The organism is Cyanobacterium stanieri LEGE 03274, assembly GCF_015207825.1.
Taxonomy (GTDB): Bacteria; Cyanobacteriota; Cyanobacteriia; order Cyanobacteriales; family Cyanobacteriaceae; genus Cyanobacterium; species Cyanobacterium stanieri_B.
Genome location: NZ_JADEWC010000011.1, coordinates 1 through 24431, shown reverse-complemented (window position 1 = coordinate 24431; position 24431 = coordinate 1). Strand labels below are relative to the sequence as shown.

Here is a 24431-nt window from a genome sequence, read left to right as displayed (position 1 = left end):
GGTAAATTTAACCCCTGCTTCTTTTAACAAAAGTGATACAAAAATTATTTTTTCTTAATATTTTAAAAAGAAAACTCTTAACATTTTTTTAATATAAAAAATAAAAAAAACTGGTCTATCATTATAACCAGAGTTATAGATAACTTTATAGAGTTCAACATTTATTAGAAACGAGGTTCATATGTCAGAACAGAAATCAGCAAACAGAGAAACCTGCGAAAAAATGTTTTCATCTATGTTGGATCAAGATTGGAATTCCTTCCAAGCCTGTTTAGCAGACGATGTTTTTTACCGCATTGGCTCAGGAGAAGAAATAAAAGGAAAAGAAAATGTCACCAAAACCCTTCAAGGTTTGTACTCTCAAGTAGAAATGCAAACCCCCGACATCAGACAGGTAATAGATTTACCCGAATCAGATCAAGTTATTTTTGAGTTTGAAGCCCATTATAAATACCTTGAAGACGGGTCAATTTTAAACTTTGCCTGTACCGACGTATTAAGGATGAAAGATAACAAAGTAAATGAATGGCGCGTTTACGTTGACATGAAACCTTACTACGACAAGCAAAAATAAAAAGAAATTAACAAAATATGCTCAGATTCCATCCCATAGAAAGGAGTCTGGGTAAAAATCAGATTTATATTCTCAGATAAGGTCAGAATTTATGACATACAAAAACGCAGTATTAGATGATCAAGACTTACAAGCAGGATTAGCAGGTATAAATCCCAAATTTGGTGATTTTTGTACTAGAGTAGCTGGAGAGGCTTGGGGTTTACCATTAATAGATCAGAAAACCAAGGCTTTAATCACCATCGCCATTGACGTAGTCAACCAAGACCAAACCGGTCCAGGGAGTCCTTTTGCCGCCCATGTAAATATGGCAATGAAGCAAGGAGCAACAAAAGAAGAAATAGAAGAACTATTACTTTTTATGTGTGTTTATGCTGGTTTTAATAAAGCGGCGGGTTGTTTTGGAGTATTAAAAGAAATGTTTTCTGAGTAGTTTCAAGAAATCTAAAATGGAGTAAAAATTCAAAAAATGCCGCAAAAGAAAAGAACTAACTATTATAAAGATTTATCTGCTAATTATTCTCGCCCAGGATTAGTATCACCCGAACTAGGCACTAAGTTAGTGGCAGAGGCTGAAAGAATATTAACTCTCAAGGAAAGTAGCCTACCTGACATCGATTCTAGCTATACTTTAGAGCAAATTGAGCAGGAAAATAAGGACTGGTGGCCTACCCACTGTGAAGCTCTGCGACAGGGTAGAGGAGATATTTTAACAGGAGAATATCGAGATGACTTGATCTATCTTTGTCAAGATGGTCCTTATTATGGTTTGGACGAACAAAAAGAGAGGGAAAAACATTGGTGGGCTTTAATTGCTCAACCTGGTGTCACCATGTGTTGGCCCATTGTGATGTTTTCTGGGGAACATACTTTTTTTGAGTGGAAATGTGTTGATTTGGAAACCAATGAAACCCTTGCCAAAGGTAATGTAACTTGGGTTCGTCGGGGGCATCGGGGGGCTTGTTATCTCAAAACTGAACAGTTGACCTTCTATCGGGATGTGTTTGCTCCTGAATCTTTGATTGAATTAATTACTACCGCTTAGTAGTTTGCCCAATCTGAACAATTATTGTAGTCAATTTTGAGGAAAAAAATTAATGGTATCCATGGATTATTCTAGTCGAGATCAACAGGGTAAGGTATCTTTTTATGTCCTATTGTGGAAAAGGAAAGGTATATCTGTAGAGTTATTTGATAATTATTGGAAAGATGTTCATGGCCCTGTGTGCGCTCGGTTGCCAGGACAACATCAATACTGGCAATTTCATGTGGCCCACAATGAAGGGGGCTTTTGGTATATGCCAGATGATCCCATTAATGGTTCTGCCCCTGAGGAGCAGTTTGATGGTATTGCCGAACTAACTTTTACATCCCCTGCCCAGAGAGATACTTGGTTTAAGGCCGCCGGTATTTTGATGGATGATGAACATAATATATTTAGCAAGGCGATCGGATACAATACCAATCCTGGTAATTCTATTACTTATGTGGATAAAATTCCCGATGGTTGTCCCAATGGAGAGCAAGATCTAGTTAAATATCATACGATGATCCGTAAGGCTGACGGGGTAGGGGTTGCCGAATTTAGACGGTTTGTTAAAGAACGTCTTGTACCGGTTTTTTCTAGTAGCCCTTATATTCTTAAATGTCGTCTTCATTTGTTCGAGGAAATTGATAGTTCTCGTCCTTCTGCGGGGCAGGTTGTCCATACAGAAATACCCGGTCAGCAATACCATGGGGCTTTAGAAATTGCTTTTGCTAGTCAATTAGATGCGGCTTTATTTTTGGAGTCCAATTCTTATCAAAATCTCGCCCAAGAGTCTCGCTCCTACATTAAGCATTTTAAGCCTTTTCCCCAAAGAACCGCCTATACATTTGTCCATGATGATCAAATAACTTTGGCGGGGCAAAGAAGTTCTTTTGTGGCAGATTTAATTAATAGTATTGGGGCTTCTAATCAAGTTAAGGAAAATATCATCAAGTTGATGATGGGTAATGGTTTATCTTTATCTGGGGATGGGGGTAGCACTAGCGAAATTATCCCGGGTAAACGTACTGAGTTGGTTGAGGCCTTATTTTCTAGGGGAGAGGCGTTTGATTCCCAAGGGTTTATTGAATTTTTTACCGATACCCCTGTTTATCAGTTTGGTAATTTTGAGCCTTGTTTGGATAAGGGGGCAATTTTTGAATCTGTCAAATATTTCTTTAGTCAGGTTTCGGCTTTGTACCACGACATTAAGATGATGTGGGAAGTGGGTAGCACGGTTTTTGTGGAAATGGATGTTATGTATTGGCGCAAGGATGGTAGTTTGGTTACCTTGCCTTGTTTTGATATTTGTCGCTTTGAGGGGGAGAAGTTGGCAGAATTGAGAATTTTTATGGATGCGAATCCCGTGGGGGATGCCACTATTCCTGTGGCTGATACTTCTTCGGTGATGACTTTAGCTAATCAGCAACGGTATCAACCCGGGGATGCCATGAAGCGATTTTTCATTGAAAATCCCCTCGGAAGAAAAAGAGTTTTACAAGGTCATACACCAAAATGGGCGATCGCAGGTCCCCGTTGGTCTGCCACGGATTTAAATACTCCTTTTAATAGTGGTTTGAATAATCCTAAATCGGGATTATTGGAAACTTTGCCAGGACGTAAAACCGAAATTGTGACGGCTTTATTTGCCAGAGGAGAGGCTTTTGATTCCCAAGGATTTACGGAATTTTTTGTAGATAATCCTGTATATCAATTTGGTAATTTTGAGCCTTGTTTGGATAAGGGGGCAATTTTTGAATCTGTTAAGTATTTCTTTAGTCAGGTTTCGGCTTTATACCATGACATTAAGATGATGTGGGAAACGGGAAATGTGGTAATTGTGGAAATGGATGTTATGTATTGGCGCAAGGATGGAAGTTTAGTTACTTTGCCCTGTGCTGATATATTCCGTTTTGAAGGGGAAAAGGTAGCCGAATTGAGAATCTTTATGGATGCTAACCCCGTGGGTAATGCTAGTATTCCTGTGAGTGATACTTCTTCGGTGATGACTCTTAAACAGGGTTCTCGATATAAGCCCACAGATGTGATGAAAAAGTTTTTCACCGAACATCCCCAAGGGCAAGAAAGAGTTAGACAAGGATATACACCGAAATGGGCGATCGCCGGTCCCCGTTGGTCAGTACATTCGGAAAATACATATATCCCTCTCCCTCATAATAACGGAAGCGACAATGGTAATAATAACTTCAACTGGCAACAACTAAGAAGTTATCTCAAAGGATTGAACCTCAGTGACTTGGTGCAAATGCTCTCCTCAGAGGAAAACCCCTGAAAGCAAGAACCAATCTCGAATATCACCCCTAACCCCAGCGCACCTTCTAGCCAAACCAGTTCCAGTAAACAAAACCCATCCCTTAATATGATCGAGAGAATATTTCATTTCAATATTAACTGTACTAACCTAGAGCGCTCCTTAGAGTTCTATAAAAAATTAGGATTTCAGGTCATCCTTGACTTTGGAGAAGGCATGGAAAGCAAAGAAATGGCAGAAGCATTCGGTATGGACGTGGCAGACATTCGGGGGGTACATCTACGCCTAGGAGATAATCCTAGTGCCACTCGTATCGATCTTTTAGAGTTCAAAAATCCTAGCCCCACAGGGCAACCCTATCCCCACCTATACCATACAGGCATCGCCAGAATGTGTCTGAAAACCACCGATATTGAAGCAGATTATCAAAACCTAAAAAGCCAAGGAATTGAATTTATTTCTGAACCTAAATTACTTCCAGGCACAACGGTAAAGATTGTTTGTTTTAAAGATCCTGATGGAACTTTTGTTGAACTTTTACAGGGTGATTTTTAGTCATCAAAATAGCTTCCACGGTAATTATTAAAATAAATTAAGAATTGTTACATTTATTTTCTAGTTATCGGGAAGTTACCTAGAATTCCAACAACAATAACTCTCATTATCACACCAAAAATATTTCAATTTAACAATGTCTAAAGGAAAAATAGCTGTAATTATTGAAGAACATTTTGACGCCACCGAATATAAGCGTTTTAATGAGTTCTTTCCCGAACATGGTTACGAAGTAGAATATATCTCACACTTATGGGGTAATGAATCTTTAAAATTCGGTTCTAACCCTGAAAATGATGTAATCGAATTCCATGCCACCGTAACCACAGAAATCAATGATGTTAAACCTTCTGACTATAAAGGTATTATATGTATCGGGGCTTACGCCATGGATCGATTACGCTATCAGGTGAGTGTTAAAAAAGGTCAAAAAAATACCGCTCCTGCGGTGGAATTTCTAAGAAAAGCGGTGCAAGAAAACCAAGCCAAACTAGGAACAATTTGCCATAGTTTATGGTTATTTTGTGCAGATCCTGACTTATTAAAAGGAAAAAAAGTGACCTGCGCCCATAACATTATTTGTGATGTGGAAAATGCGGGGGGCGATGTGGTTTATGAAGGAGATGTAACCGCTGATTTAGTTATTGATGATAACTTAATTACAGGGAAACATCCGGGGGTTGTAGATCAATTTTTAGATGCTTTTTTAGCAGAAATAGAAAAATAAAACCCTAATATATTTAAATTTTTTATGTAGTGTAAAAACTGCTATTTTTTGCAAAAAACAATGTTATTTACCTGAAAAATAGGATACTAAAAATGACCATTTCCATTGATTTTCCCTTTTCTGATTTGATTGCGGGTTACGTAACTAGCCATAATTCTAATGATGATTCTTTTACCATCAAAACCTCTGACGAGAGAGAATTTAAAGTAAAAATTAGCCCCATGGCCTATGCCAAGTTGATTCAAAATTTTGATGAGGCTTATCCCGATGCCACAGGTAATATGCGTTCAATGTTGGAAGTTGGGCGCTTTTTGTTTGTTTACGGCGTTTTTTATCCCGATAGTGAATATTTTGATGCCAAGCAGATTGTTTTTGCAGGACGCAAGAAAAATGATTATGTCTTTGAGAAACAAAATTGGTGGATTAACCAAATCAATGCTCTAGGTAAGTTTTATCTCAAAGCTCAATTTGGGGATGGGGAATTTGACTATCGTAAATATAGAACCTCCCTTTCTATTAGTGGGATTCAATCAGAAACCAGCTTCCGTCAGGAAACCGATACTATTTCTCGTTTAGTATATGGTTTTGCTACGGCGTTTATGATGACGGGTAATGATAGTTTCCTCAAAGCGGCGGAAAGGGGAACGGAATATTTACGGGAACATATGAAGTTTGAGGATCTCGATGAGGGAATTGTTTATTGGTATCATGGTATTGATGTTAATGGCGATCGTGAAGAGAAAATATTTGCTTCGGAATTTGGGGATGACTATGATGCTATTCCTGCCTATGAACAAATCTACGCCCTCGCCGGCCCCATTCAAACCTACCGTTGTACGGGCGATCGTCGCATCATGGAGGATACCGAAAAAACCATCAAGCTGTTTAACGAATTTTTCTTAGATAAAGGGGAACATGGTAGCTATTTTTCTCACCTAGACCCCATCATGTTAGACCCCCTGAGCGACACCCTAGGACGCAATAAAGGGCGTAAAAATTGGAACTCCGTGGGGGATCATGCTCCTGCCTATTTGATCAATCTCTGGTTAGCTACGGGCAAACAGGAGTATGCTGATATGTTGGAAGATACCTTTGACACCATTGCCAAATATTTCCCTGATTTTGGTAATAGTCCCTTTGTACAGGAGAAATTTTATCAAGATTGGACTCCCGACAAAACTTGGGGATGGCAACAGGACAGGGGTGTAGTAGGGCATAACTACAAAATTGCCTGGAATTTGATGAGGATGCAAAGCCTCAAAGCAAAAGATGAATATGTGGAACTTGCCAAAAAGATTGCTGACTTGATGAACGAACACGGGAGCGATCGCCAACGGGGCGGATGCTATGACGTAGTAGAAAGAATCGTTCCCGAAGGAGAAAAATATCATCGCTATGTATGGCACGATCGCAAACCCTGGTGGCAACAAGAACAAATGATCCTCGCTTACTTCATCCTTGCGGGGGTACTAGATGATCAAGACTACCATCGCCTTGCCCGTGAATCATCTGCTTTCTATAACGCTTGGTTCTTGGATTTAGAAGACGGTGGAGTTTACTTCAACGTCCTAGCCAACGGCATTCCCTTCCTTGCAGGAGGTAACGAAAGAGGTAAAGGAAGTCACTCCATGAGTGGTTATCACTCCTTTGAACTTTGCTATCTTGCCGCCGTATATACCAATCTCTTGGTAGTTAAGCAACCCATGGACTTCTACTTTAAACCCATCCCTGGCGGATTTGAAGACGATATTTTAAGGGTATCCCCCGATATTTTACCCTCGGGTAGTATCAAAATTGAACGAGTAGAAATTGATGGTGAACCCTACAGCAACTTTGATGCCGATGCCTTAACGGTGAAGTTACCCAAAACCGACAGCCGAGTCAAAGTAAAAGTAACTATCGCCCCTGTATAGAAACATCCATGACAGGTACTATACCTGTCATTCTCTTTTGTCCAAACTATTAAACCTGTGTAATGGAAATCAATATTAAGAAAAAAGACGATCTACAAATTGCCACCATTCAAGGAGATATAGACTCCTCCGTTGCCTCAGAAGTGACAGAAACCATTGTTCCCCTAGTCACCGAAAACGCCAAAATTATTCTCGATATGACAGGGGTAGAATATATGTCCAGCGCAGGGCTGAGGATTTTACTTTCTACCTACCGCCAAGCCACTGCCAAAGAAGCTCAATTAATTTTGGTGGGATTATCGGAAGACATCAAAGATACCATGTCCGTGACAGGATTCCTCGATTTTTTCACCGTCAGTGATTCCATTGATGATGCCAAAAAACAACTAGAAGGATAGGTTTAACCGTTTTCCTAACTGCAAAAATTAAAAGCAAGAATAACAATGCAAAGAATTGATGTCCACCCAACCCATACCCATGGGAAATTTAAACTAAGACGAGGAAACCCTGCCCCTTTTGGTGCCACCTTTGTGCCGGGGGGAGTAAACTTTTCTATTTTCTCTAGTCATGCCACCTCCTGCACTTTGGTGTTATTTGAAAAACACGCCCCTAAACCTTTTGGAGAGATACCCTTTCCTGATGAGTTTAGAATCGGTAATGTTTACTCGATGATTGTCTTTGATTTGGACTATGAAAACATCGAATATGGTTATCGTATGGATGGCCCGAATAACTTCCAAGAAGGTCACTGGTTTGATAAAAATAAGGTATTACTAGATCCCTACGCCAAAATTATTGGCGGACGTGATGTGTGGGGAACTCCCCCTGACTGGGATGATATGTACCACCATCGAGCGCGCATAGCCTTTGATGATTTTGACTGGGAAGACGATCGCCCCTTAGAAATAGCCCCCGAGGATCAGATTATCTACGAAATGCACGTCCGTAGCTTCACCAAACATCAATCCTCCGCCATCAAAGAAAGCCATAGGGGTACTTTTGCAGGGATTCGGGACAAAATTCCCTACCTCAAAGAATTAGGGGTCAATGCCATCGAACTGATGCCCGTCTATGAATTTGATGAATTTGAAAACAGTCGCCCCAACCCCACCACTGGAGAAACCCTTTATAACTACTGGGGATATAGCACCGTGGGCTTTTTCTCCCCCAAGGCAGGTTACGCCGCCACAGGTAAATTTGGGATGCAGGTGGACGAACTCAAAGCCATGGTCAAGGAATTACACAAAAATGGCATTGAAGTAATCCTCGACGTGGTATTTAACCACACCGCCGAAGGCAACGAACGGGGGCCCACCATTTCTTTCCGAGGCATTGATAACAAAACCTACTATATGCTTACCCCCGAGGGTTATTATTACAACTTTAGTGGTTGCGGTAATACCCTTAACTGTAATAACCCCATCGTCCGTGGCATCGTCCTTGATTGTCTCCGTTATTGGGCTTCAGAATACCACATTGACGGGTTTAGGTTTGACCTTGCTTCCATTTTAGGTCGAGATCCCTGGGGCGCTCCTTTATCTAATCCTCCCCTGCTCGAAACCTTAGCTTTTGACCCTATTTTGGCAAAATGTAAACTCATTGCTGAAGCATGGGATGCAGGGGGTTTATATCAGGTGGGTTCTTTCCCTGCTTACGGCAGATGGGGAGAATGGAACGGTAAATATCGGGATGCCATCCGTAAGTTTCTCAAGGCGGATACCACCGTAGGGGAAATGGCTCAACGGTTACAGGGTTCGCCAGATCTCTATGAAGGGGCGGGAAGGGCGCCTGCTACCTCCATTAACTTCATCACCGCCCACGATGGTTTTACCCTCATGGACATGGTTTCCTATAACGGGAAGCACAATGAAGCCAATGGGGAAAATAACAATGATGGTAGTAATGATAATGATAGTTGGAACTGCGGTTGGGAAGGGGAAACCGACAACGAATATATCAACGCCCTGCGTCATCGTCAAATTAAAAATGCGATCGCCCTGTTGATGGTATCCCAAGGAGTGCCGATGATGTTGATGGGGGATGAAATGGGGCGCACCAAATATGGCAACAATAACACCTATTGCCACGACAACGAACTAAACTGGCTCAATTGGGATTTACTCAAACAAAATAACGATATATTCCAGTTCACCAAAAACTGCATCAACTTCCGCAAAGCCCACCCCGTATTGCGTAATACTTGGCATTTCCAAAACCGTGATTATGTGGGCAGTGGCTACGCCGATATTTCTTGGCATGGTACCCAAGCCTGGAACGCTGATTGGTCGGAAGATGCCAAAGCCATCGCCTTTATGTTGTGTGGTAAACACGCCAAGGGTGGCACCGTGGAGGACAATTATATCTATGTCGCCACCAATGTTTATTGGGATGCCCTCTGGTTCGAGATTCCCCAACTTCCCCCCGGGCTTCAATGGCACGTATTCGCCAATACTGCTATGGCTTCCCCCGAAGATAGTTGGACTCCTGGATCTGAACCTGTATTACAAGATCAGTATGGTATGTTAGTGGGCGATCGCTCCACAGTTATTTTAGTGGGCAAATAATTGACAACCTGACCGCTATCTTTGACAATTTAACCTTTGAATTTATTAACACATAGGAGTTTTAACCCATGGCATTAGATTTAACTTTGACCGTAGAAAACGAAATCGCCAAAATCACCCTCGCAGGGGAATTAGATGGTAGCAATGCCGCCGACTTCAAAACCAAAATCGAAGAAGCCGCCGCCGCCGAACCCCAAAAATTAGTCTTATACATGAACGATTTAGAATTCATGGCCAGTGCTGGTTTACGGGTATTGGTGTTTTCCAAACAAAAAATGGGAGCAGGGGTTGATGTCTATGTAGTTGGCGCTGATGAAATGATCATCGAAACCATCGAAAAGACTGGTTTACATCACAGTTTAATTATTCAAGAAACCTTTGCATAATTGATTTAGACCAAATCCGTCCATTAAAGTAAAAGTTCAATTCATTGAACCATTAATCTTTATCCATTACACAGTGGAAGATGACCAACTTTATCGGATTTACTATTACCCATGGGAAAGAAAAGATTAATAATCCTACTTTCTCTATGGTTTTAACAGTTACTCAACAATAATTAATCTGGGTTAGACACGATCTCAAAAAGTTTTGTTTATCCCTTTTTAATTAGACTCGTAAAGTAACGGAGTTTGCAATTTAAAAACCCCTCTACTTCTATTAAAAGTCATGATCGAAACATTAACCGTTCCCGCTAACTTAGATTCCCTCAAACCCATTGCTGAATATGTCATGAAAGTTGCAAAAATGGCAGGGTTAGACAAAAAATCTATGTATAAGTTACGATTAGCGGTAGATGAGTTAGCGACCAATATTGCTAATTATGCCTATGCTGATGATCATGATGGCAAAAAAGATATATCCTTAGAATCAAATATTTCTCAAGATTCCTTGATAATTACCATCACAGATAATGGTATTCCTTTTAATCCCACCAATAAAATAGATGCGGAAATGGAGGTAGTACAAAAACCCATAGAAGAACGCAAAATAGGTGGTTTGGGAATTTTTCTCGCCTTTGATGGGGTGGACGATTTTTCTTATCAGAGGATTGAGCAACAAAATATTAATATATTAACTGTGTATCATCACAGAGATTAAGTGTAATCTATTAAAAACAATACTTTTTTCATAATGACTGTTAATCAAAGGATTCAAGATTTTTTTCAAGAGAGTGTTAGACAATACCCCCAGAAAATAGCACTTTTGACCGATGATGAGCAGTTAACCTATGAGCAGTTGAATATTAAATCTAATCAGTTAGCCCATTATCTGAGAAGTCTGGGCATTGGTTCTCAGGAAGATATGTTAGTGGGGCTATGTTTAGAGAGAAAAGCCCATTTAATCATTTCCCTATGGGCTATTTTAAAAGCAGGGGCGGGTTATGTTCCCCTTGACCCGAATTATCCCCAAGATCGTTTAAGGTTTATGGTGGAGGATTCTGGGTTGTCGGTGATTATTACACAAAGTGCCTTTACCCATTTATTTTCAGGGGATGGAGTTCATTTGGTGAATGGGGATGAGGATGATTTTTCTTCTTTTTCTGGGCAGAATCCTTTCCCTAAGTCTTTGGGGCATAATTTAGCCTATGTTATTTATACTTCAGGTTCTACGGGAGTTCCTAAGGGAGTAGAAATTGAACATCGTAATACCGTTGCTTTTATTGGTTGGGCAACTTCTTTTTTTAGCAGGGAAGAATTAGCGGGGGTATTGGCTTCTACTTCTGTTTGTTTTGATTTATCTGTGTTTGAAATCTTTGTGCCTCTGAGTGTGGGGGGGGCAGTTATTTTGGTGGATAATATTCTTCATTTACCTGAATCACCCCATCGCCATCAAGTTACCCTCATTGATACCGTACCCAGTGCGATCGCCTCTTTAACCAAAATAAAAGGGATTCCTGATTCAGTCAAAACCGTCAACCTAGCAGGGGAAGCCCTCACCAATAACATAGTCCAAGAAGTATATAAACAGGATAATGTAGAAAAAGTTTATAATCTTTATGGGCCTTCCGAAGATACCACCTATTCCACCGTCGCCCTGATTCCGAAAGGTTTTGATGATGTACCCCCCATCGGTAATCCCATCAGTGAAAGCCAAGCCTACCTCCTTGATGATAACCTTGAGCCTGTGGAAAAAGGCATCATCGGCGAAATTTATCTGGCAGGGGCAGGGATTACCCGGGGTTATCGCCACCGCCCCGATTTAACCGCCGAAAGATATTTACCCAATCCCTTTGATGCTCAACCATCGAGAATGTACAAAACAGGAGATTTAGGGGTTTATTTGAATGATGGTCAACTAAAATTTATCGGTCGCCAAGATCAATTAGTTAAATTTCGAGGATTTCGAGTGGAATTAGGAGAAATTGAAGCTACCTTAACACAATATCCCCTTGTAGATCGTTCAGCAGTCATCCTACATCATTTTGCTGATGATGATCAAAGATTAATTGCTTATCTTACCCTGAAAAATCATCAAGATACCTCCCAAATCCTCAAGGATATTCGTCAATATTTAGGGGAAAAACTTCCTCCCCATGAAGTGCCGAGCGGTTTTATGGTTCTCGACAAGTTGCCAGAAACCCTTAACGGGAAAATAAATCGTCGCGCCCTCCCTACTCCCGAACGTCATTTATTGTGGGATAACTCCCCTCATCGCTCCTATGTTGCTCCCCGTGATGCCATGGAACAAGAATTGGCGCAGATATGGGAATCGGTGTTAAAAATTACCCCCGTCGGCATTGAAGATGACTTTTTTGAGTTAGGGGGAAATTCCCTGAGTGCGATCGCCCTTATCCACGACATCAACACAGCATTTAAAACCACCATATCCCTAAACATTTTCCTCGAAAACTCCACCATTTCTTGCTTAAGCAACAACATCAAACAAAACCACCACCCATCATCCCCAACACCACATAACACCCTGCACACAGACATCATCCTAGAACAAAACATCCAACCGCCCATCCCCTTCAACCCCAACGCCCCCCAACAAAACGTCCTCCTTACGGGCGCGACAGGCCTATTAGGCAGTTACTTACTCGCCGACTTACTACAGAATACCAACTACCACATATACTGCTTAGTTAGAGCCAAAGATACCTCCCAAGCCCTGCAAAGAATCCAAACCAAACTAACCCAAAAACAACTCTGGCAAACCCCATGGACATCAAGAATAACCCCCCTCATCGGTGACTTAGGCAAACCATTCCTAGGTTTAAGTAGCCAACAAATAGAACATCTTAACCAACATATCGATCTTATTTACCATTGTGGAGCGTGGGTAAACATCGTCTATCCCTACTCCTCCATGAGAGCCGCCAACATAGATAGCACCAGAGAAATCATTAAAATAGCCTGTGAACATCACAGCAAACCCATTTTTTACATCTCCACCACCGATGTATTTTCCTCCCATCAGATTAGAAAAATAACCCTCCATCAACAACCCGATGGAGACGAATTGTGCGGGGGATATGCCCAAACCAAATACGCCGCCGAAGAATTACTACAACAAGCCCAACAAAGAGGATTACCCGTTACCATTTTTCGTCCCACTAACATCATTGAACGTTTTCCATCAAATCCAGACCTTGTCACCGAATTTATACCACGAATGTTCCAAGGTTGTTTACAATTAAAATTATTTCCCCAAATAAATGCGATCGTTAACTTAGTTCCCGTTGACTACGTCAGCAGAGTAATTGTCCATCTTTCCCAAAACCAAACATATCTGAATCAAACCTTTAACATCGTTAACCCCAACCCATCCCACTTCTCAGATATTTTGCAATGGCTAAAAGAACACCATTACCCATTCTCCATTGTTCCCCATGCCACATGGGCAAAACAACTAGAAGAAACCGTTAAAAAAGGAACATCAAACCCCCTAGCACCCTTTGTAAGTTTACTTCATATAGAAAACTTTCTCCAACGATCGCTCGGTTCATTTGAATTTGAATATAACCAAATTCTCCAACAAATATCCCCCCAAATATCCTGTCTTGCCGTAGATAAAGAACTTTTAGACACCTACCTAAGCCATTATATATTCCCCGAGGAAAGCCCATGAAACTAAAGAAAAAAGATACTCCTAAAAAATGCACCTCCATGAAACGATTTAATCAATCCCTCGGTAAAATTACCATGACCAAAACCATCATTGGTGTGGGAGCGATTACACTCTTATTTAACGGCATAGGATACTTTTATCTACGTCAAATCATTCGGGATAATATACTAGGATACGTCACTAGAAACACCAAAATAGTTGTCGAAAGAGAAAGTCAAATCTTCATTGAAGCCGAAAAAAATAACGAAATCTTAAAAGATAGACTCGTTCAAGAAATTAACACCATCAATCCTGAAAATATCCAACGCTTTGATGAAATCGTCCAACGAAGAGAAGACGGCACCATCAGAAATATTCCCCCCCTCGACACCCAAACCACCCCCGGAGTCTTTTTAGGAAGAAATGTCAACATAGACAACGAAATGAGAGATCGAGTCGTTAAATTTTTTGATAACGTGCGCTCCTACGGTTTAGCATGGCAAAAAACCTTCGTTAATACCTATATCCACATCCCCGAAAACGGCATCGTTATCTATATGCCCAACTATCCTTGGACAGAAGAAGCCGAACCCGAAAAAATTGTTACCACCGATGAATCTTTCCAAATTAGCACCCATGAAAACAACCCAGAAAGAGACACCGCTTGGACAAGAATTTACTATGATGCCACCCAAAATGATTGGATGGTGTCTAGCGTTACCCCCATTGACAATGCCCAAGGACAACAAATTGGGAATATTGGTCATGATATTTTGATTGGCGAATTGCAGAATAGAACCGTTAATGATGCCATTGATGGTACTTATAACGTCATTTTTGACCAAAAAGCAAGATTAATCGTCCACCCCCAATTGTTAGCCAGAATCGAAGAAGTACAAAATAGGGAAAACGTTACCGAAGCAGAATTAGATAGTATCGGCAACACCTATGACTTAGACTTTTTCCTTAAATTAATGGATTACATCGATCCCAACGAACCCATTAACGGCACAGTCCAAATTTACGATCGCACCAACAAAGAATACTATATCGTCAGTCAAATAGAAGGGCCAGACTGGTATTGGGTAACCGTAGTACCTCAATCATGGGTAGGTAATCAAGTTTTTATCGTCACCAGGACATTAATTTTAGTGGGCATACTTTCCCTCTCCATCATTATTTTAATTATCTCCTCCCTCATCCGCAACGACATCGAAAAACCCATCAACGAGCTAATGTATGCCACAGAAACTGTCGCCCAAGGCAACCTAAAATATCAAATGAATATCAACCGCCGTGATGAATTAGGACATCTGGCATACTTATTTAATCAAATGGCTCAAAAACTAAGGGATTCCTTCGATTTCCTCGCCAAAACCAACGAAGACTTGGAAACCAGAGTAAAAGAGCGCACCCAAGAATTAGAAGAAGCCAAAGAATTAGCCGAAGATGCCAACCAGGCTAAAAGCTCTTTCCTTGCCAACATGAGCCACGAATTAAGAACCCCCCTTAATGCCATTATTGGTTATGGAGAGCTTTTACAAGAAGAGGCAGAAGATATGGGGGAAGAAGACTTTGTAGAAGACTTGAAAAAAATTCAGGGTGCAGGAAAACACCTCCTAGGTTTAATTAACGACATTCTCGATATTTCCAAAATTGAAGCAGGAAAAATGGAACTTTACCTGGAAGAATTTCAACTATCTTCCGTCATCGAAGAAATTATTCTCACCATTCAACCCCTCATCGAAAAAAATCATAATACCCTTGAAGTTCACTACCCCGAAAATATCGGCACTATGGTGGGAGATGTCACCAAAATTCGTCAAAATATGTTTAATTTGCTTAGTAATGCCAGTAAATTTACCGATAAAGGAACAATAGCCATGACTATCGATAAATATCAACAAGAAGGGGCAGATTGGATTTTCTTTGAAGTAAAAGACACGGGTATTGGCATGACACCTAAGCAACAAGCAAAACTATTTGATGCCTTTTCCCAAGCCGATGCTTCCACCACTAGAAAATATGGTGGTACTGGTTTAGGGTTAACCATCACCAAAAAATTCTGTGAAATGATGGGGGGTTATATTGAGCTTGACAGTGAAGAAGGGGTAGGTACTACTTTTACTATCCATTTACCCGTAGTTGTTCAGGATATTAAAAAACCCGAAATAAACGTAGAGGAAATTATTAACCAGCCCCCCGCAGTCACTGAAAATCATAAGCATATTTTAATTATTGATGATGATGAAACCACCCATGATGTTATTAGGGGTTACTTGAAAAATGATAACTTTACCATCACCGCCACCACCGATCCCGAAAAAGGCTTAGACTTAGTTAGGGAAATCATGCCAGATGTCATTATCTTGGATGTGATCATGCCTAAAATGGATGGTTGGTCTGTTTTGACGGAATTAAAAGCCGACCCCGATTTGAACCATATACCCGTGATTATGGCTACCATTGTGAGCGATCGCAGCATAGGCTACACCCTCGGAGCAACGGACTATATTACTAAACCATTAAATCAAGTCAAACTCAGAAATATTCTTAATAAATACCAATCAGCCTCAGAAAATATCGTCATGGTAGTGGATGATGATGAAGGCACTAGAAGAATGATGCGTCGTCTTTTAGAAAAAGAGAATTGGCAGGTTATAGAAGCCGAAGACGGGGAAGATGGTATTAAGAAAATAAAAACGAAAATACCCAAATTAATTCTCTTAGATTTAATGATGCCTAAAATAGATGGATTTCAATTTGTTAACATTTTGCGTGAAAATCCAGCATGGAATGATATACCTGTTATAATTGTGACGGCAAAAGATCTTGACGAAGAAGATCGACAAAAACTTAATTCTCATGTAGAAGATATTATCCAAAAAGGGGATTATGATCGCCAAGTTTTACTGAAAGAAATGCACCGCTTAATCAGTCATGTAACCCTTAATTAATATCTAAAATAATCAAAAAAATTGATTTTATAAAAAGTATATTTGGAGACAAAATTAATGCACAAAATTTTATTGGTTGAAGATAATGAGATGAATCGAGATATGCTCTCCCGTCGCCTCAAGCGTAAAGGGTATGAAATCATCATTGCTGTAGATGGGGGAGAAGGAATAGAAAAAGCCATCTCCGAAAAGCCAGATCTTATTCTTATGGATATGAGCTTACCTGTCATCGATGGTTGGAGTGCCACGGAGCAACTCAAACAAAAAGAAGAAACTAAAAGTACCCCCATTATTGCCCTTACAGCTCACGCCATGGCAGGGGATTATGAAAAAGCTATGAAGGCAGGATGTGATGATTATGATACTAAACCCATCGAATTACCTCGTTTATTGAAAAAAATCCAAACCTTTTTGAACTAAATAAGATGTTATGAACAGGTGTTAGGAATTAGTTTTTTTGGGAAAACAAGGGTAAATAATTAACACTATTATCTATCTTAAATAAATTAAAATTCTAATTAATTAAAACTATTAAAAGTAGTAAAAAACTTATGGATGAAACAATTAAAAATATCCCCGAAATAACTCAACTAAATTCCTCTATTATTGCTAATCTTCGTCATGATTTACGTACCCCTATTAATGCTATTTTGGGATATAGTGAAATGTTATTGGAAGACTTAGGAAATGTGGAAGAAGAAAGGGCGATCGCCCTTAACCAACCAATCATAGAAAAACTAAGCTCAATTCAAAAAAATGGAAAAGAAGTATTAGCCACCATTAATCAACTCCTAAAACAAGAAAATCAAGACTACTCCAAAGACAATTTTAGCCAAAAAATATCCCTCCTCAGACAAAAAACAGATCCCCTCATCTCCACCATCCTCCACAATTGCCAAATCATCAAAACCAATCAAAATCATCAACAAGAAGACTTCCTCAAAGACTTAGAAAGAATCCATAAATCCTCCATCCGACTAAAAAACTTCCTCACCGACTTAGAAAGATTTGAATTTATCATCCCCATCGAAAATCCCCAAGACATTAGTAACATTCCCATCCAAGAATTTGTTGATACTAGACACCCTAAAATAAATAAACCCATCGACAAAAAAAACATCACAGGGCATATTCTTGCCGTAGACGACAACGAAAATAACCGAGACTTACTCCATAGCCAACTCACCAGAGAAGGTTATACCGTTACCACCGCCATTGACGGTAAACAAGCCCTAGAAATGATTTCCCAACAAGATTATGATCTCATTCTTCTTGATTTACTCATGCCCGAAATCGATGGTTATCAAGTCTTAGAAACCCTCAAACAAGACGACAAAAAAAAACATATCCCCGTTATCATGATTTCCGCCCTCGACGAAATGGATAATGTTATCCGTTGCATCGAAATCGGCGCCGAAGATTATCTTCCTAAACCCTTTAATAAAATTTTACTCCGTGCCAGAATCGAAGCATCCCTAGAGAAAAAGATATTGCGCGATCGAGAAATGCAGTATCTCCAGAAAATCAACAAAGAATTGGAAAAAGGTAGAGAAGTACAACTCAACTTCCTACCCTCCGCCCCCCTCAAAATTCCTAACTGGGAAATTGCCACTTTCTTTAAACCAGCCCGTCAAGTGGCCGGAGACTTTTACGATACTTTCACCCTACCCGATGGCAATGTGGTTTTAGTCTTGGCGGATGTCTGCGATAAAGGAGTAGGTGCGGCCTTATTTATGGGGCTTTTTCGTAGCCTCATTCGTATCTTTTCCCATCAACATCGTCTCCAGGGAGATATAAATAATATTTTAGCCACCCATCAGCCCCTCGGCACAGGCTGGATAGGGGAAGATACCCAAACCAACTTAACCCACCTTAATGCCCTCCAAGCCGTTAGTATTACCAACAATTATATCGGTAATAACCATGGAGATTTAGGAATGTTTGCCACTATGTTTATGGGGGTTTTAAATCCTGAAAATGGTCTTCTAACCTATATTAACGGTGGTCATGAGTCATTGTATGTTAAAGATAGTCAAGGTCATACTAAACAATTATTAAAATCCACAGGCCCTGCGGTGGGTATGATGCCGGGGATGAAGTTTAACTTTAAACAGTTTTATTTAGAAATAGGGGATATTGTTTTTGGTAATACCGATGGTGTAACCGATGCGCGCTCTGTGGATAAAGAGTTTTTCCGCTCTAAAAGGTTAGAGGAATTATTGGATAAGCCCTGTAACTCGGTTACTGATTTAGTTAATACTGTCAAAGATAGGGTTATTGAGCATATTGGAGAAGCTGATCAATTTGATGATCTTACCATGTTGGCAGTGCGTCGTATCCCTTAGTTAGTATAATTTATATATTTAGGGGCGATCTTTACCATTAATATTATGAAAGGAATAATTTTAGCAGGTGGTTCAGGAACAAGGCTCTATCCCCTTACTACTGTTACCAGTAAGCAACTATTACCTGTCTATGATAAACCAATGATTTATTATCCCTTATCAGTACTCATGTTAGGGAATATCAAAGATATACTAATTATATCTACTCCTCGAGATTTGCCCAATTTTCAAAAATTATTAGGGGATGGTAATCAATTTGGAATTAATTTATCTTACACCGCACAGCCTTCCCCCGATGGTTTAGCACAGGCTTTTATTCTTGCTAAGGATTTTATTGGTCAAGATAGTGTTGCCATGATTTTAGGGGATAATATTTATTATGGTAATGGTTTAAGCAAAATTTTAAAAAAAGCTAAGAGGAATGTGGAAAATGGTCAAGGGACTATTTTTGGTTACTATGTTAATGATCCCGAACGCTTTGGGGTGGTAGAATTCGATCAAGATTATAAAGTTATATCCATTGAAGAAAAACCCCTTCAACCTAAATCTAATTATTGTGTGACAGGGCTTTACTTTTATGATAATCGGGTGGTTAGTTTTGCTGAACAACTCAAACCTTCTGCTAGGGGAGAGTTAGAAATTACTGATTTAAATAATATTTATCTTGCACAGCAAAATTTAAATGTAGAATTATTAGGGCGGGGATATGCTTGGTTTGATACGGGTACGATGGATAGTCTCGTAGAGGCAACGAATTTTGTTCAAATGATTGAAACTAGACAAGCCATTAAAATATCTGCTCCAGAAGAAAAGGATTTGCCCATGGTTTTCTTACTTTAACTGATGATGCTGAAGTTCAATATAAAGTTGATCAATATTATAGTCCTGAGTGCGATCGCACCTTAAAATTTAATGATCCAGACTTAGGTATCAATTGGGGCATTGAAAACCCCATCATGTCAGAAAAAGACTTAGTCGCCCCCTTACTAAAAGATAGTGATGTTAACTTTCAAATCAAAGCATTAGTAACAGGAGGAAACGGACAACTAGGCTATGATGTCAGTAAGCAATTATCCCACATAGGAATCAACGTAATTACTACCACCAAAGATAATTTAGACATTACCAACGAAAAACGCACAAGACAATTTATCATCAAAACGAAGCCCGATATTATCATCCATTGTGCCGCCTACACCGCCGTTGACAAAGCCGAAGAAGAGCAAGAGATATGTTACTCAGTTAACGTAGAAGGAACAAAATATATAGCTCAAAGCGCACAGGAAATAAACGCTAAATTAGTTTATATCAGCACCGATTATGTCTTTGATGGCTTAGGAAATAACCCCCATGCCATAACAGATTTCATAAATCCTGTTAACTATTATGGTCAAACCAAGGCAGAGGGAGAAAAGATTGTCAAAAATCACATTCAAAAACATTTTATCATCAGAACATCTTGGGTATATGGAATTAACGGACATAATTTCGTTAAAACCATGATGCACTTGGGGGAGTCAAAAAAGAAAATACAAGTAGTTGACGATCAAATTGGCTCTCCAACCTATACTAAAGATTTAGCTACATTTATCAGTAACTTAATTCAAACAGAAAACTATGGCACTTACCATGGAGTTAATGAAGGTTATTGTAGTTGGTATCAATTCGCCCAAGAAATTTTCGCTCAACTGGCACAAGATATGGAGATAATACCCATATCATCCCAAGCATACATAACTAAAGCCCAAAGACCAAAAAATTCTCGTTTATCTACCGTCGCCACAGAAAATATTGGGCTAGAAAAATTACCCCATTGGAAAAACGCCCTCAAAAGATATTTACAAGAAATCAAAGAAAAATAAATTATGAAAAAAATATTAGTCACTGGCGGTGCAGGATTTATCGGTAGTAATTTTGTCAGGGAAATGTTGAATCTTCACTCCGACTATCAAATTATTAACCTTGATTTGTTAACCTATGCAGGGAATTTAGCAAATCTCAAAACCATTGAAAATAACCCCCATTACACTTTTATAAAAGGTGATATTAGGAATAGAGAAACCGTGGAGAAAATTTTTCAAGTCTATTCCATTGATACTGTCATCAATTTTGCCGCCGAATCCCATGTTGATAGGAGTATTATTGACCCAGATATTTTTTTAACCACTAATATTATCGGTACACAAGTTTTATTGGATGTGGCGAAAAGGTATTGGAAAATTAACCCCGATGACAAATATTGTGGCAAATATCAAGACGGTGTGAAATTTTTACAGGTGTCAACGGATGAGGTTTATGGGGCGCTGGGTAAGACGGGTATGTTTACCGAAACCATGGCTTTGCTTCCTAATAGCCCTTATTCGGCTTCTAAAGCCAGTGCCGACTTAATTGTTCGGGCTTACCATGAAACCTTTGGGATGCCCGTTAATATTACCCGTTGTAGTAATAATTATGGAGCATATCAATTTCCTGAAAAATTAATCCCTTTGACCATTAATAATTGTTTAAAACATAAACCGATTCCTGTGTATGGGGATGGTATGCAGGTTAGGGATTGGCTTCATGTGAAGGATCATTGTTATGCTATTGATGTGGTTTTACATCGAGGAAAGGTGGGGGAAATATATAATATTGGCGGTAATAATGAAAAGGCAAATTTGGATATTATTCGTTTAATTATTGATAGTTTAAATAGGAGTCAAGATTTAATTCAATTTGTCAAAGATAGACCAGGACACGATCGCCGTTACGCCATTGATAATCGTAAAATAACTTCTCAATTAGGTTGGAAGCCTCGTTATACCTTTGAGCAGGGCATAAAAGAAACCATTGATTGGTATGTTAATAATCTCGACTGGGTAGAAAATATCGTCAGTGGTGATTATGCTAAATATTATAATTCTATGTATCTTTGATTAAGGGCGATCGTTATTGTCATTCCCCATAAACCCCAATCCTGAGAACCATCACCAACAATAAGACTGACACCATCTTCACTGTCTTAACCTGATTTCGGGATAAAATTTATCATCTTGTCAACAATTAATAACGAATTTTTGAAACTTAACATAACACAGCAAGATTATAAATAATATATCAACCAATGAAAACCAGAAAATTATCTCCTGTTTTTAAAACTCATCAAACTAAGAAATATCCATAAAATCATAAACAATATGACCCTTAATCGGATCATTACCAATTACCACATAACCCTTCTCCAACATTATCTGTAACACCCTTTCCACCTGCTCAAAAGTCAATCCCGTATCAATCACAGCCCTAGTCACCGACAACTTACCACCATGATTACTAGCGGCCTGTGCCAACTTAACCATAATATCCTCATTTGATAAAGACTTATTGCCAGGCTGTACGGTTTGTGAATTAACCTCCAATACAGGGGGATGCACAGAAGGATTATAAACTTGATTAGGCGATTGAAACCCACCAGCCAAATAATTTTCCGCCCCCGTCATCCCCAAACGTTTACGCATCTTCCAGTTATGTTGTTCAACCATATCAGGAATAAGAAACAAATCCACCAATTGACCAATACCAAAAACCCCCCAAGTACATAACCAAAATAACCCACTCACATACTTTTTATTGTAAATACGATGTATTCCAGCGCACCCAGCTAACCAAAACAACCATAACAGATAACTGGTAGGAACATTATTCATCAATTTGCCTCCAAAAAAATATCACAATAAAAGATTTCCATAATTCCATTGTGACTTGTCTTTTTCTTTTTTGTGTCTTGATTATGATGGAAAGATAAGTAGCTTTACTTAAAGAAAATAAAAAAACATAACATAGATCATTTTTAATCTAAATTAGCCTAAAATCTTTACCCTGATTAAATTTCAAGCTATTTTTACATTAAAAATTTTCAAACTATCGTTATTATTTTCCATGGTAGCGAATTGTTGAGCTAGATCGATGTAATACCGTCTAAAACAGGTTTCCAACTCCCAATTAATTTGCCCATTAATATTTCCATTCTCAACTATCACTTCTAAAATATTTTTCGAGCAAACCACTTTTCTTCAACGCAAGAGAAATGACTTGAAGAAAGGAAATGCTCTAAAGATTGTTCAGAAATCGCTTTATTAAGATAGCTTAAGATAAGCTCTTGTCTTTCACGCATATAATGAGAAGGAGAATGAACCTCATATATATAGGGGTTAGGCATAACAGTAGCTAAGAGGCAAGATTCTTCCACCGTCAGACTCTGAGCACTCTTCTTAAAAAAATGTAATGATGCAGATTCCACACCAAAAATATCAGGAGAGAATTGCACAATATTCAAATATATTTCTAAAATACGCTTCTTGCTCAAAACTGCTTCAAGAATTAATGTCAAATAAGCCTCCATAGTTTTTCTAAAAAGAGTTTTACTAGGATAAAGAAAAAGATTTTTAACAGTTTGCTGGGAAATTGAGCTTCCCCCTATCAATGAGTGAGAAGATCGATTGAGTTGAAAAGCGCGCAGAATTTCTCTCCAATTAAAGCCAGAATGATTAGGGAACTGATAATCTTCAGACAGGATAACAACTATAGGCATAAAGGGGGATATATCATCATATTTTATCCACGTATATTGAATTCGTTTTTTACTTTTATCACTAAAAGAATTAGTTACTCTTAACATAAATGCAGAAGTTGGTGGATTAACCCAATTCAAAGAAAATAATGCAAATGTTTTCAAAATTAAGAGTGAGAAGATAATTATCAGTGGTAGTTTTTGTATATTTACATCATTGGTACTTAAGTATAGCAATGATAATATGAGGATTAATATATATAACCTAGCAATATTTTTGATCACCCAGTCAAAGATATACAAAAAAATTGCTCTTTTAGATTTGTTTTTTCTCATCTTATTTCAGTTGAACCTAATTCCGAAAATAAAGGAATGTAACTTACAAGGAATTAAAGTCTTTTTTAATAAATGCTTTGATAAAAATTATATTTGGGATGACGATGCTTTCTCTTGATAAGATTGAATGCTTGTCCTAAGTTTATGCAGATCAAAATTTTCTCCAGGGCAAGTTGTATCGCACCCATTTAGTTCCCGATGACCTCGTATATTATCTATGGGTATATTATATTTTTTGCGAAGGATTGAAATTAGATATAAGAGCGACTTGATCTGCTTCTTACTTGGTTTAGTGAAAAAATTGGGTATTTTCCTTGGAAATTGTCTTGTATTAGATTGACGATTTTTGCAAAACCATCCTGACAAGCAAATGGCAATATAATGGTTATTCCAATACTGACCAAATTCTAAATTTAAAGAATTTTCAGGATCTTGACACTCCTCGGCGTGAACGCAGGAGGATTCTTGGTTCAGTGATTCATCTTACCCTAGCAGGTGTTGCCACCAACCAAGATAGAGGACAAATCTCCCCAAGCGTTTAAGTCCAATAAATCAGACT

General features: G+C 39.0%; 21 protein-coding genes and 1 pseudogene. 19 read left to right on the top strand and 3 right to left on the bottom strand.

The window, feature by feature from the left end:
* Positions 1 to 181: 181 nt before the first annotated feature.
* The 19 genes and pseudogenes from IQ215_RS06580 (at position 182) to rfbB (ending at position 21902) form a co-directional block, all read left to right on the top strand.
* Entirely contained in the window at positions 182 to 574 is a 393-nt protein-coding gene (locus IQ215_RS06580; RefSeq protein ID WP_193800519.1) for a nuclear transport factor 2 family protein, read from the top strand.
* Between the two features lie 91 nt (positions 575 to 665).
* A complete protein-coding gene (locus IQ215_RS06575) occupies positions 666 to 1007 on the top strand; it encodes a carboxymuconolactone decarboxylase family protein (protein WP_193800518.1) in 342 nt (113 codons plus the stop codon).
* Between the two features lie 36 nt (positions 1008 to 1043).
* Complete coding sequence (locus IQ215_RS06570; protein WP_193800517.1) at positions 1044 to 1619, top strand: hypothetical protein; 576 nt, start codon at positions 1044 to 1046, stop codon at positions 1617 to 1619.
* Between the two features lie 61 nt (positions 1620 to 1680).
* Entirely contained in the window at positions 1681 to 3894 is a 2214-nt protein-coding gene (locus IQ215_RS06565; protein ID WP_206688530.1) for a nuclear transport factor 2 family protein, read from the top strand.
* Between the two features lie 87 nt (positions 3895 to 3981).
* On the top strand, positions 3982 to 4428 hold the full coding sequence (locus tag IQ215_RS06560; protein WP_193800515.1) for a VOC family protein: 447 nt from the start codon (positions 3982 to 3984) through the stop codon (positions 4426 to 4428).
* A 136-nt stretch (positions 4429 to 4564) separates the two neighbouring features.
* On the top strand, positions 4565 to 5155 hold the full coding sequence (locus IQ215_RS06555) for a DJ-1/PfpI family protein (protein ID WP_193800514.1): 591 nt from the start codon (positions 4565 to 4567) through the stop codon (positions 5153 to 5155).
* A gap of 92 nt (positions 5156 to 5247) precedes the next feature.
* Complete coding sequence (locus IQ215_RS06550; RefSeq protein WP_193800513.1) at positions 5248 to 7068, top strand: AGE family epimerase/isomerase; 1821 nt, start codon at positions 5248 to 5250, stop codon at positions 7066 to 7068.
* A gap of 62 nt (positions 7069 to 7130) precedes the next feature.
* Positions 7131 to 7466, top strand: coding sequence for an STAS domain-containing protein (locus IQ215_RS06545; protein ID WP_193800512.1), 336 nt, complete (start codon positions 7131 to 7133; stop codon positions 7464 to 7466).
* Between the two features lie 45 nt (positions 7467 to 7511).
* On the top strand, positions 7512 to 9632 hold the full coding sequence (glgX, locus tag IQ215_RS06540) for a glycogen debranching protein GlgX (protein ID WP_193800511.1): 2121 nt from the start codon (positions 7512 to 7514) through the stop codon (positions 9630 to 9632).
* Positions 9633 to 9700: 68 nt separating this feature from the next.
* Entirely contained in the window at positions 9701 to 10018 is a 318-nt protein-coding gene (locus IQ215_RS06535) for an anti-sigma factor antagonist (protein ID WP_193800510.1), read from the top strand.
* A 283-nt stretch (positions 10019 to 10301) separates the two neighbouring features.
* Entirely contained in the window at positions 10302 to 10733 is a 432-nt protein-coding gene (locus IQ215_RS06530; RefSeq protein WP_193800509.1) for an ATP-binding protein, read from the top strand.
* 33 nt (positions 10734 to 10766) lie between these two features.
* Positions 10767 to 13706 (top strand): amino acid adenylation domain-containing protein, encoded by a 2940-nt coding sequence (locus tag IQ215_RS06525; protein ID WP_193800508.1) that lies wholly within the window; start codon positions 10767 to 10769, stop codon positions 13704 to 13706.
* The gene (locus IQ215_RS06520) at positions 13703 to 16642 is read left to right on the top strand and encodes a response regulator (RefSeq protein ID WP_241735272.1); all 2940 of its coding nucleotides are present in this window, start codon (positions 13703 to 13705) and stop codon (positions 16640 to 16642) included. The genes IQ215_RS06525 and IQ215_RS06520 overlap by 4 nt, the downstream gene beginning before the upstream one ends.
* Positions 16643 to 16699: 57 nt before the next feature.
* Positions 16700 to 17062, top strand: a complete 363-nt coding sequence (locus IQ215_RS06515) for a response regulator (RefSeq protein ID WP_193800507.1) — start codon at positions 16700 to 16702, stop codon at positions 17060 to 17062.
* 131 nt (positions 17063 to 17193) lie between these two features.
* A complete protein-coding gene (locus tag IQ215_RS06510; RefSeq protein ID WP_193800506.1) occupies positions 17194 to 18987 on the top strand; it encodes a SpoIIE family protein phosphatase in 1794 nt (597 codons plus the stop codon).
* Between the two features lie 45 nt (positions 18988 to 19032).
* The gene (gene rfbA, locus IQ215_RS06505) at positions 19033 to 19827 is read left to right on the top strand and encodes a glucose-1-phosphate thymidylyltransferase RfbA (protein ID WP_193800505.1); all 795 of its coding nucleotides are present in this window, start codon (positions 19033 to 19035) and stop codon (positions 19825 to 19827) included.
* Positions 19782 to 19922 (top strand): annotated as a pseudogene (locus IQ215_RS14520) (dTDP-4-dehydrorhamnose 3,5-epimerase family protein); the annotation flags it as partial. The gene rfbA and the pseudogene IQ215_RS14520, both read left to right, overlap by 46 nt.
* 21 nt (positions 19923 to 19943) lie before the next feature.
* Positions 19944 to 20849 (top strand): dTDP-4-dehydrorhamnose reductase, encoded by a 906-nt coding sequence (gene rfbD / locus IQ215_RS06495; protein ID WP_241735274.1) that lies wholly within the window; start codon positions 19944 to 19946, stop codon positions 20847 to 20849.
* 3 nt (positions 20850 to 20852) lie between these two features.
* Positions 20853 to 21902, top strand: coding sequence for a dTDP-glucose 4,6-dehydratase (gene rfbB, locus IQ215_RS06490; RefSeq protein ID WP_193800504.1), 1050 nt, complete (start codon positions 20853 to 20855; stop codon positions 21900 to 21902).
* A 231-nt stretch (positions 21903 to 22133) separates the two neighbouring features.
* Here rfbB and IQ215_RS06485 read toward each other — a convergent pair whose 3' ends face one another.
* The 3 genes from IQ215_RS06485 to IQ215_RS14550 form a co-directional block, all read right to left on the bottom strand.
* Positions 22134 to 22673 (bottom strand): TM2 domain-containing protein, encoded by a 540-nt coding sequence (locus IQ215_RS06485; RefSeq protein ID WP_193800503.1) that lies wholly within the window; start codon positions 22671 to 22673, stop codon positions 22134 to 22136.
* 335 nt (positions 22674 to 23008) lie between these two features.
* Positions 23009 to 23872 (bottom strand): monofunctional biosynthetic peptidoglycan transglycosylase, encoded by an 864-nt coding sequence (mtgA, locus tag IQ215_RS06480; protein ID WP_193800502.1) that lies wholly within the window; start codon positions 23870 to 23872, stop codon positions 23009 to 23011.
* Positions 23873 to 23959: 87 nt separating this feature from the next.
* Positions 23960 to 24346 carry a peptidoglycan recognition protein family protein gene (locus IQ215_RS14550; RefSeq protein ID WP_193800575.1) on the bottom strand — a complete coding sequence of 129 codons (387 nt, stop codon included), beginning with the start codon at positions 24344 to 24346 and terminating at the stop codon, positions 23960 to 23962.
* Positions 24347 to 24431: the final 85 nt, after the last annotated feature.

Bases quoted from the DNA above. Each gene is read 5' to 3' on its own strand.
- IQ215_RS06510 (WP_193800506.1), top strand. From the start codon at position 17,194: ATGGATGAAACAATTAAAAATATCCCCGAAATAACTCAACTAAATTCC.
- IQ215_RS06560 (WP_193800515.1), top strand. From the start codon at position 3,982: ATGATCGAGAGAATATTTCATTTCAATATTAACTGTACTAACCTAGAG.
- IQ215_RS06515 (WP_193800507.1), top strand. From the start codon at position 16,700: ATGCACAAAATTTTATTGGTTGAAGATAATGAGATGAATCGAGATATG.
- IQ215_RS06530 (WP_193800509.1), top strand. From the start codon at position 10,302: ATGATCGAAACATTAACCGTTCCCGCTAACTTAGATTCCCTCAAACCC.
- IQ215_RS06545 (WP_193800512.1), top strand. From the start codon at position 7,131: ATGGAAATCAATATTAAGAAAAAAGACGATCTACAAATTGCCACCATT.
- glgX (WP_193800511.1), top strand. From the start codon at position 7,512: ATGCAAAGAATTGATGTCCACCCAACCCATACCCATGGGAAATTTAAA.
- rfbD (WP_241735274.1), top strand. From the start codon at position 19,944: ATGTCAGAAAAAGACTTAGTCGCCCCCTTACTAAAAGATAGTGATGTT.
- IQ215_RS06580 (WP_193800519.1), top strand. From the start codon at position 182: ATGTCAGAACAGAAATCAGCAAACAGAGAAACCTGCGAAAAAATGTTT.
- IQ215_RS06565 (WP_206688530.1), top strand. From the start codon at position 1,681: ATGGATTATTCTAGTCGAGATCAACAGGGTAAGGTATCTTTTTATGTC.
- rfbB (WP_193800504.1), top strand. From the start codon at position 20,853: ATGAAAAAAATATTAGTCACTGGCGGTGCAGGATTTATCGGTAGTAAT.
- IQ215_RS06555 (WP_193800514.1), top strand. From the start codon at position 4,565: ATGTCTAAAGGAAAAATAGCTGTAATTATTGAAGAACATTTTGACGCC.
- rfbA (WP_193800505.1), top strand. From the start codon at position 19,033: ATGAAAGGAATAATTTTAGCAGGTGGTTCAGGAACAAGGCTCTATCCC.
- IQ215_RS06535 (WP_193800510.1), top strand. From the start codon at position 9,701: ATGGCATTAGATTTAACTTTGACCGTAGAAAACGAAATCGCCAAAATC.
- IQ215_RS06520 (WP_241735272.1), top strand. From the start codon at position 13,703: ATGAAACTAAAGAAAAAAGATACTCCTAAAAAATGCACCTCCATGAAA.
- IQ215_RS06525 (WP_193800508.1), top strand. From the start codon at position 10,767: ATGACTGTTAATCAAAGGATTCAAGATTTTTTTCAAGAGAGTGTTAGA.
- IQ215_RS06485 (WP_193800503.1), bottom strand. From the start codon at position 22,673: ATGAATAATGTTCCTACCAGTTATCTGTTATGGTTGTTTTGGTTAGCT.
- IQ215_RS06575 (WP_193800518.1), top strand. From the start codon at position 666: ATGACATACAAAAACGCAGTATTAGATGATCAAGACTTACAAGCAGGA.
- mtgA (WP_193800502.1), bottom strand. From the start codon at position 23,872: ATGAGAAAAAACAAATCTAAAAGAGCAATTTTTTTGTATATCTTTGAC.
- IQ215_RS06570 (WP_193800517.1), top strand. From the start codon at position 1,044: ATGCCGCAAAAGAAAAGAACTAACTATTATAAAGATTTATCTGCTAAT.
- IQ215_RS06550 (WP_193800513.1), top strand. From the start codon at position 5,248: ATGACCATTTCCATTGATTTTCCCTTTTCTGATTTGATTGCGGGTTAC.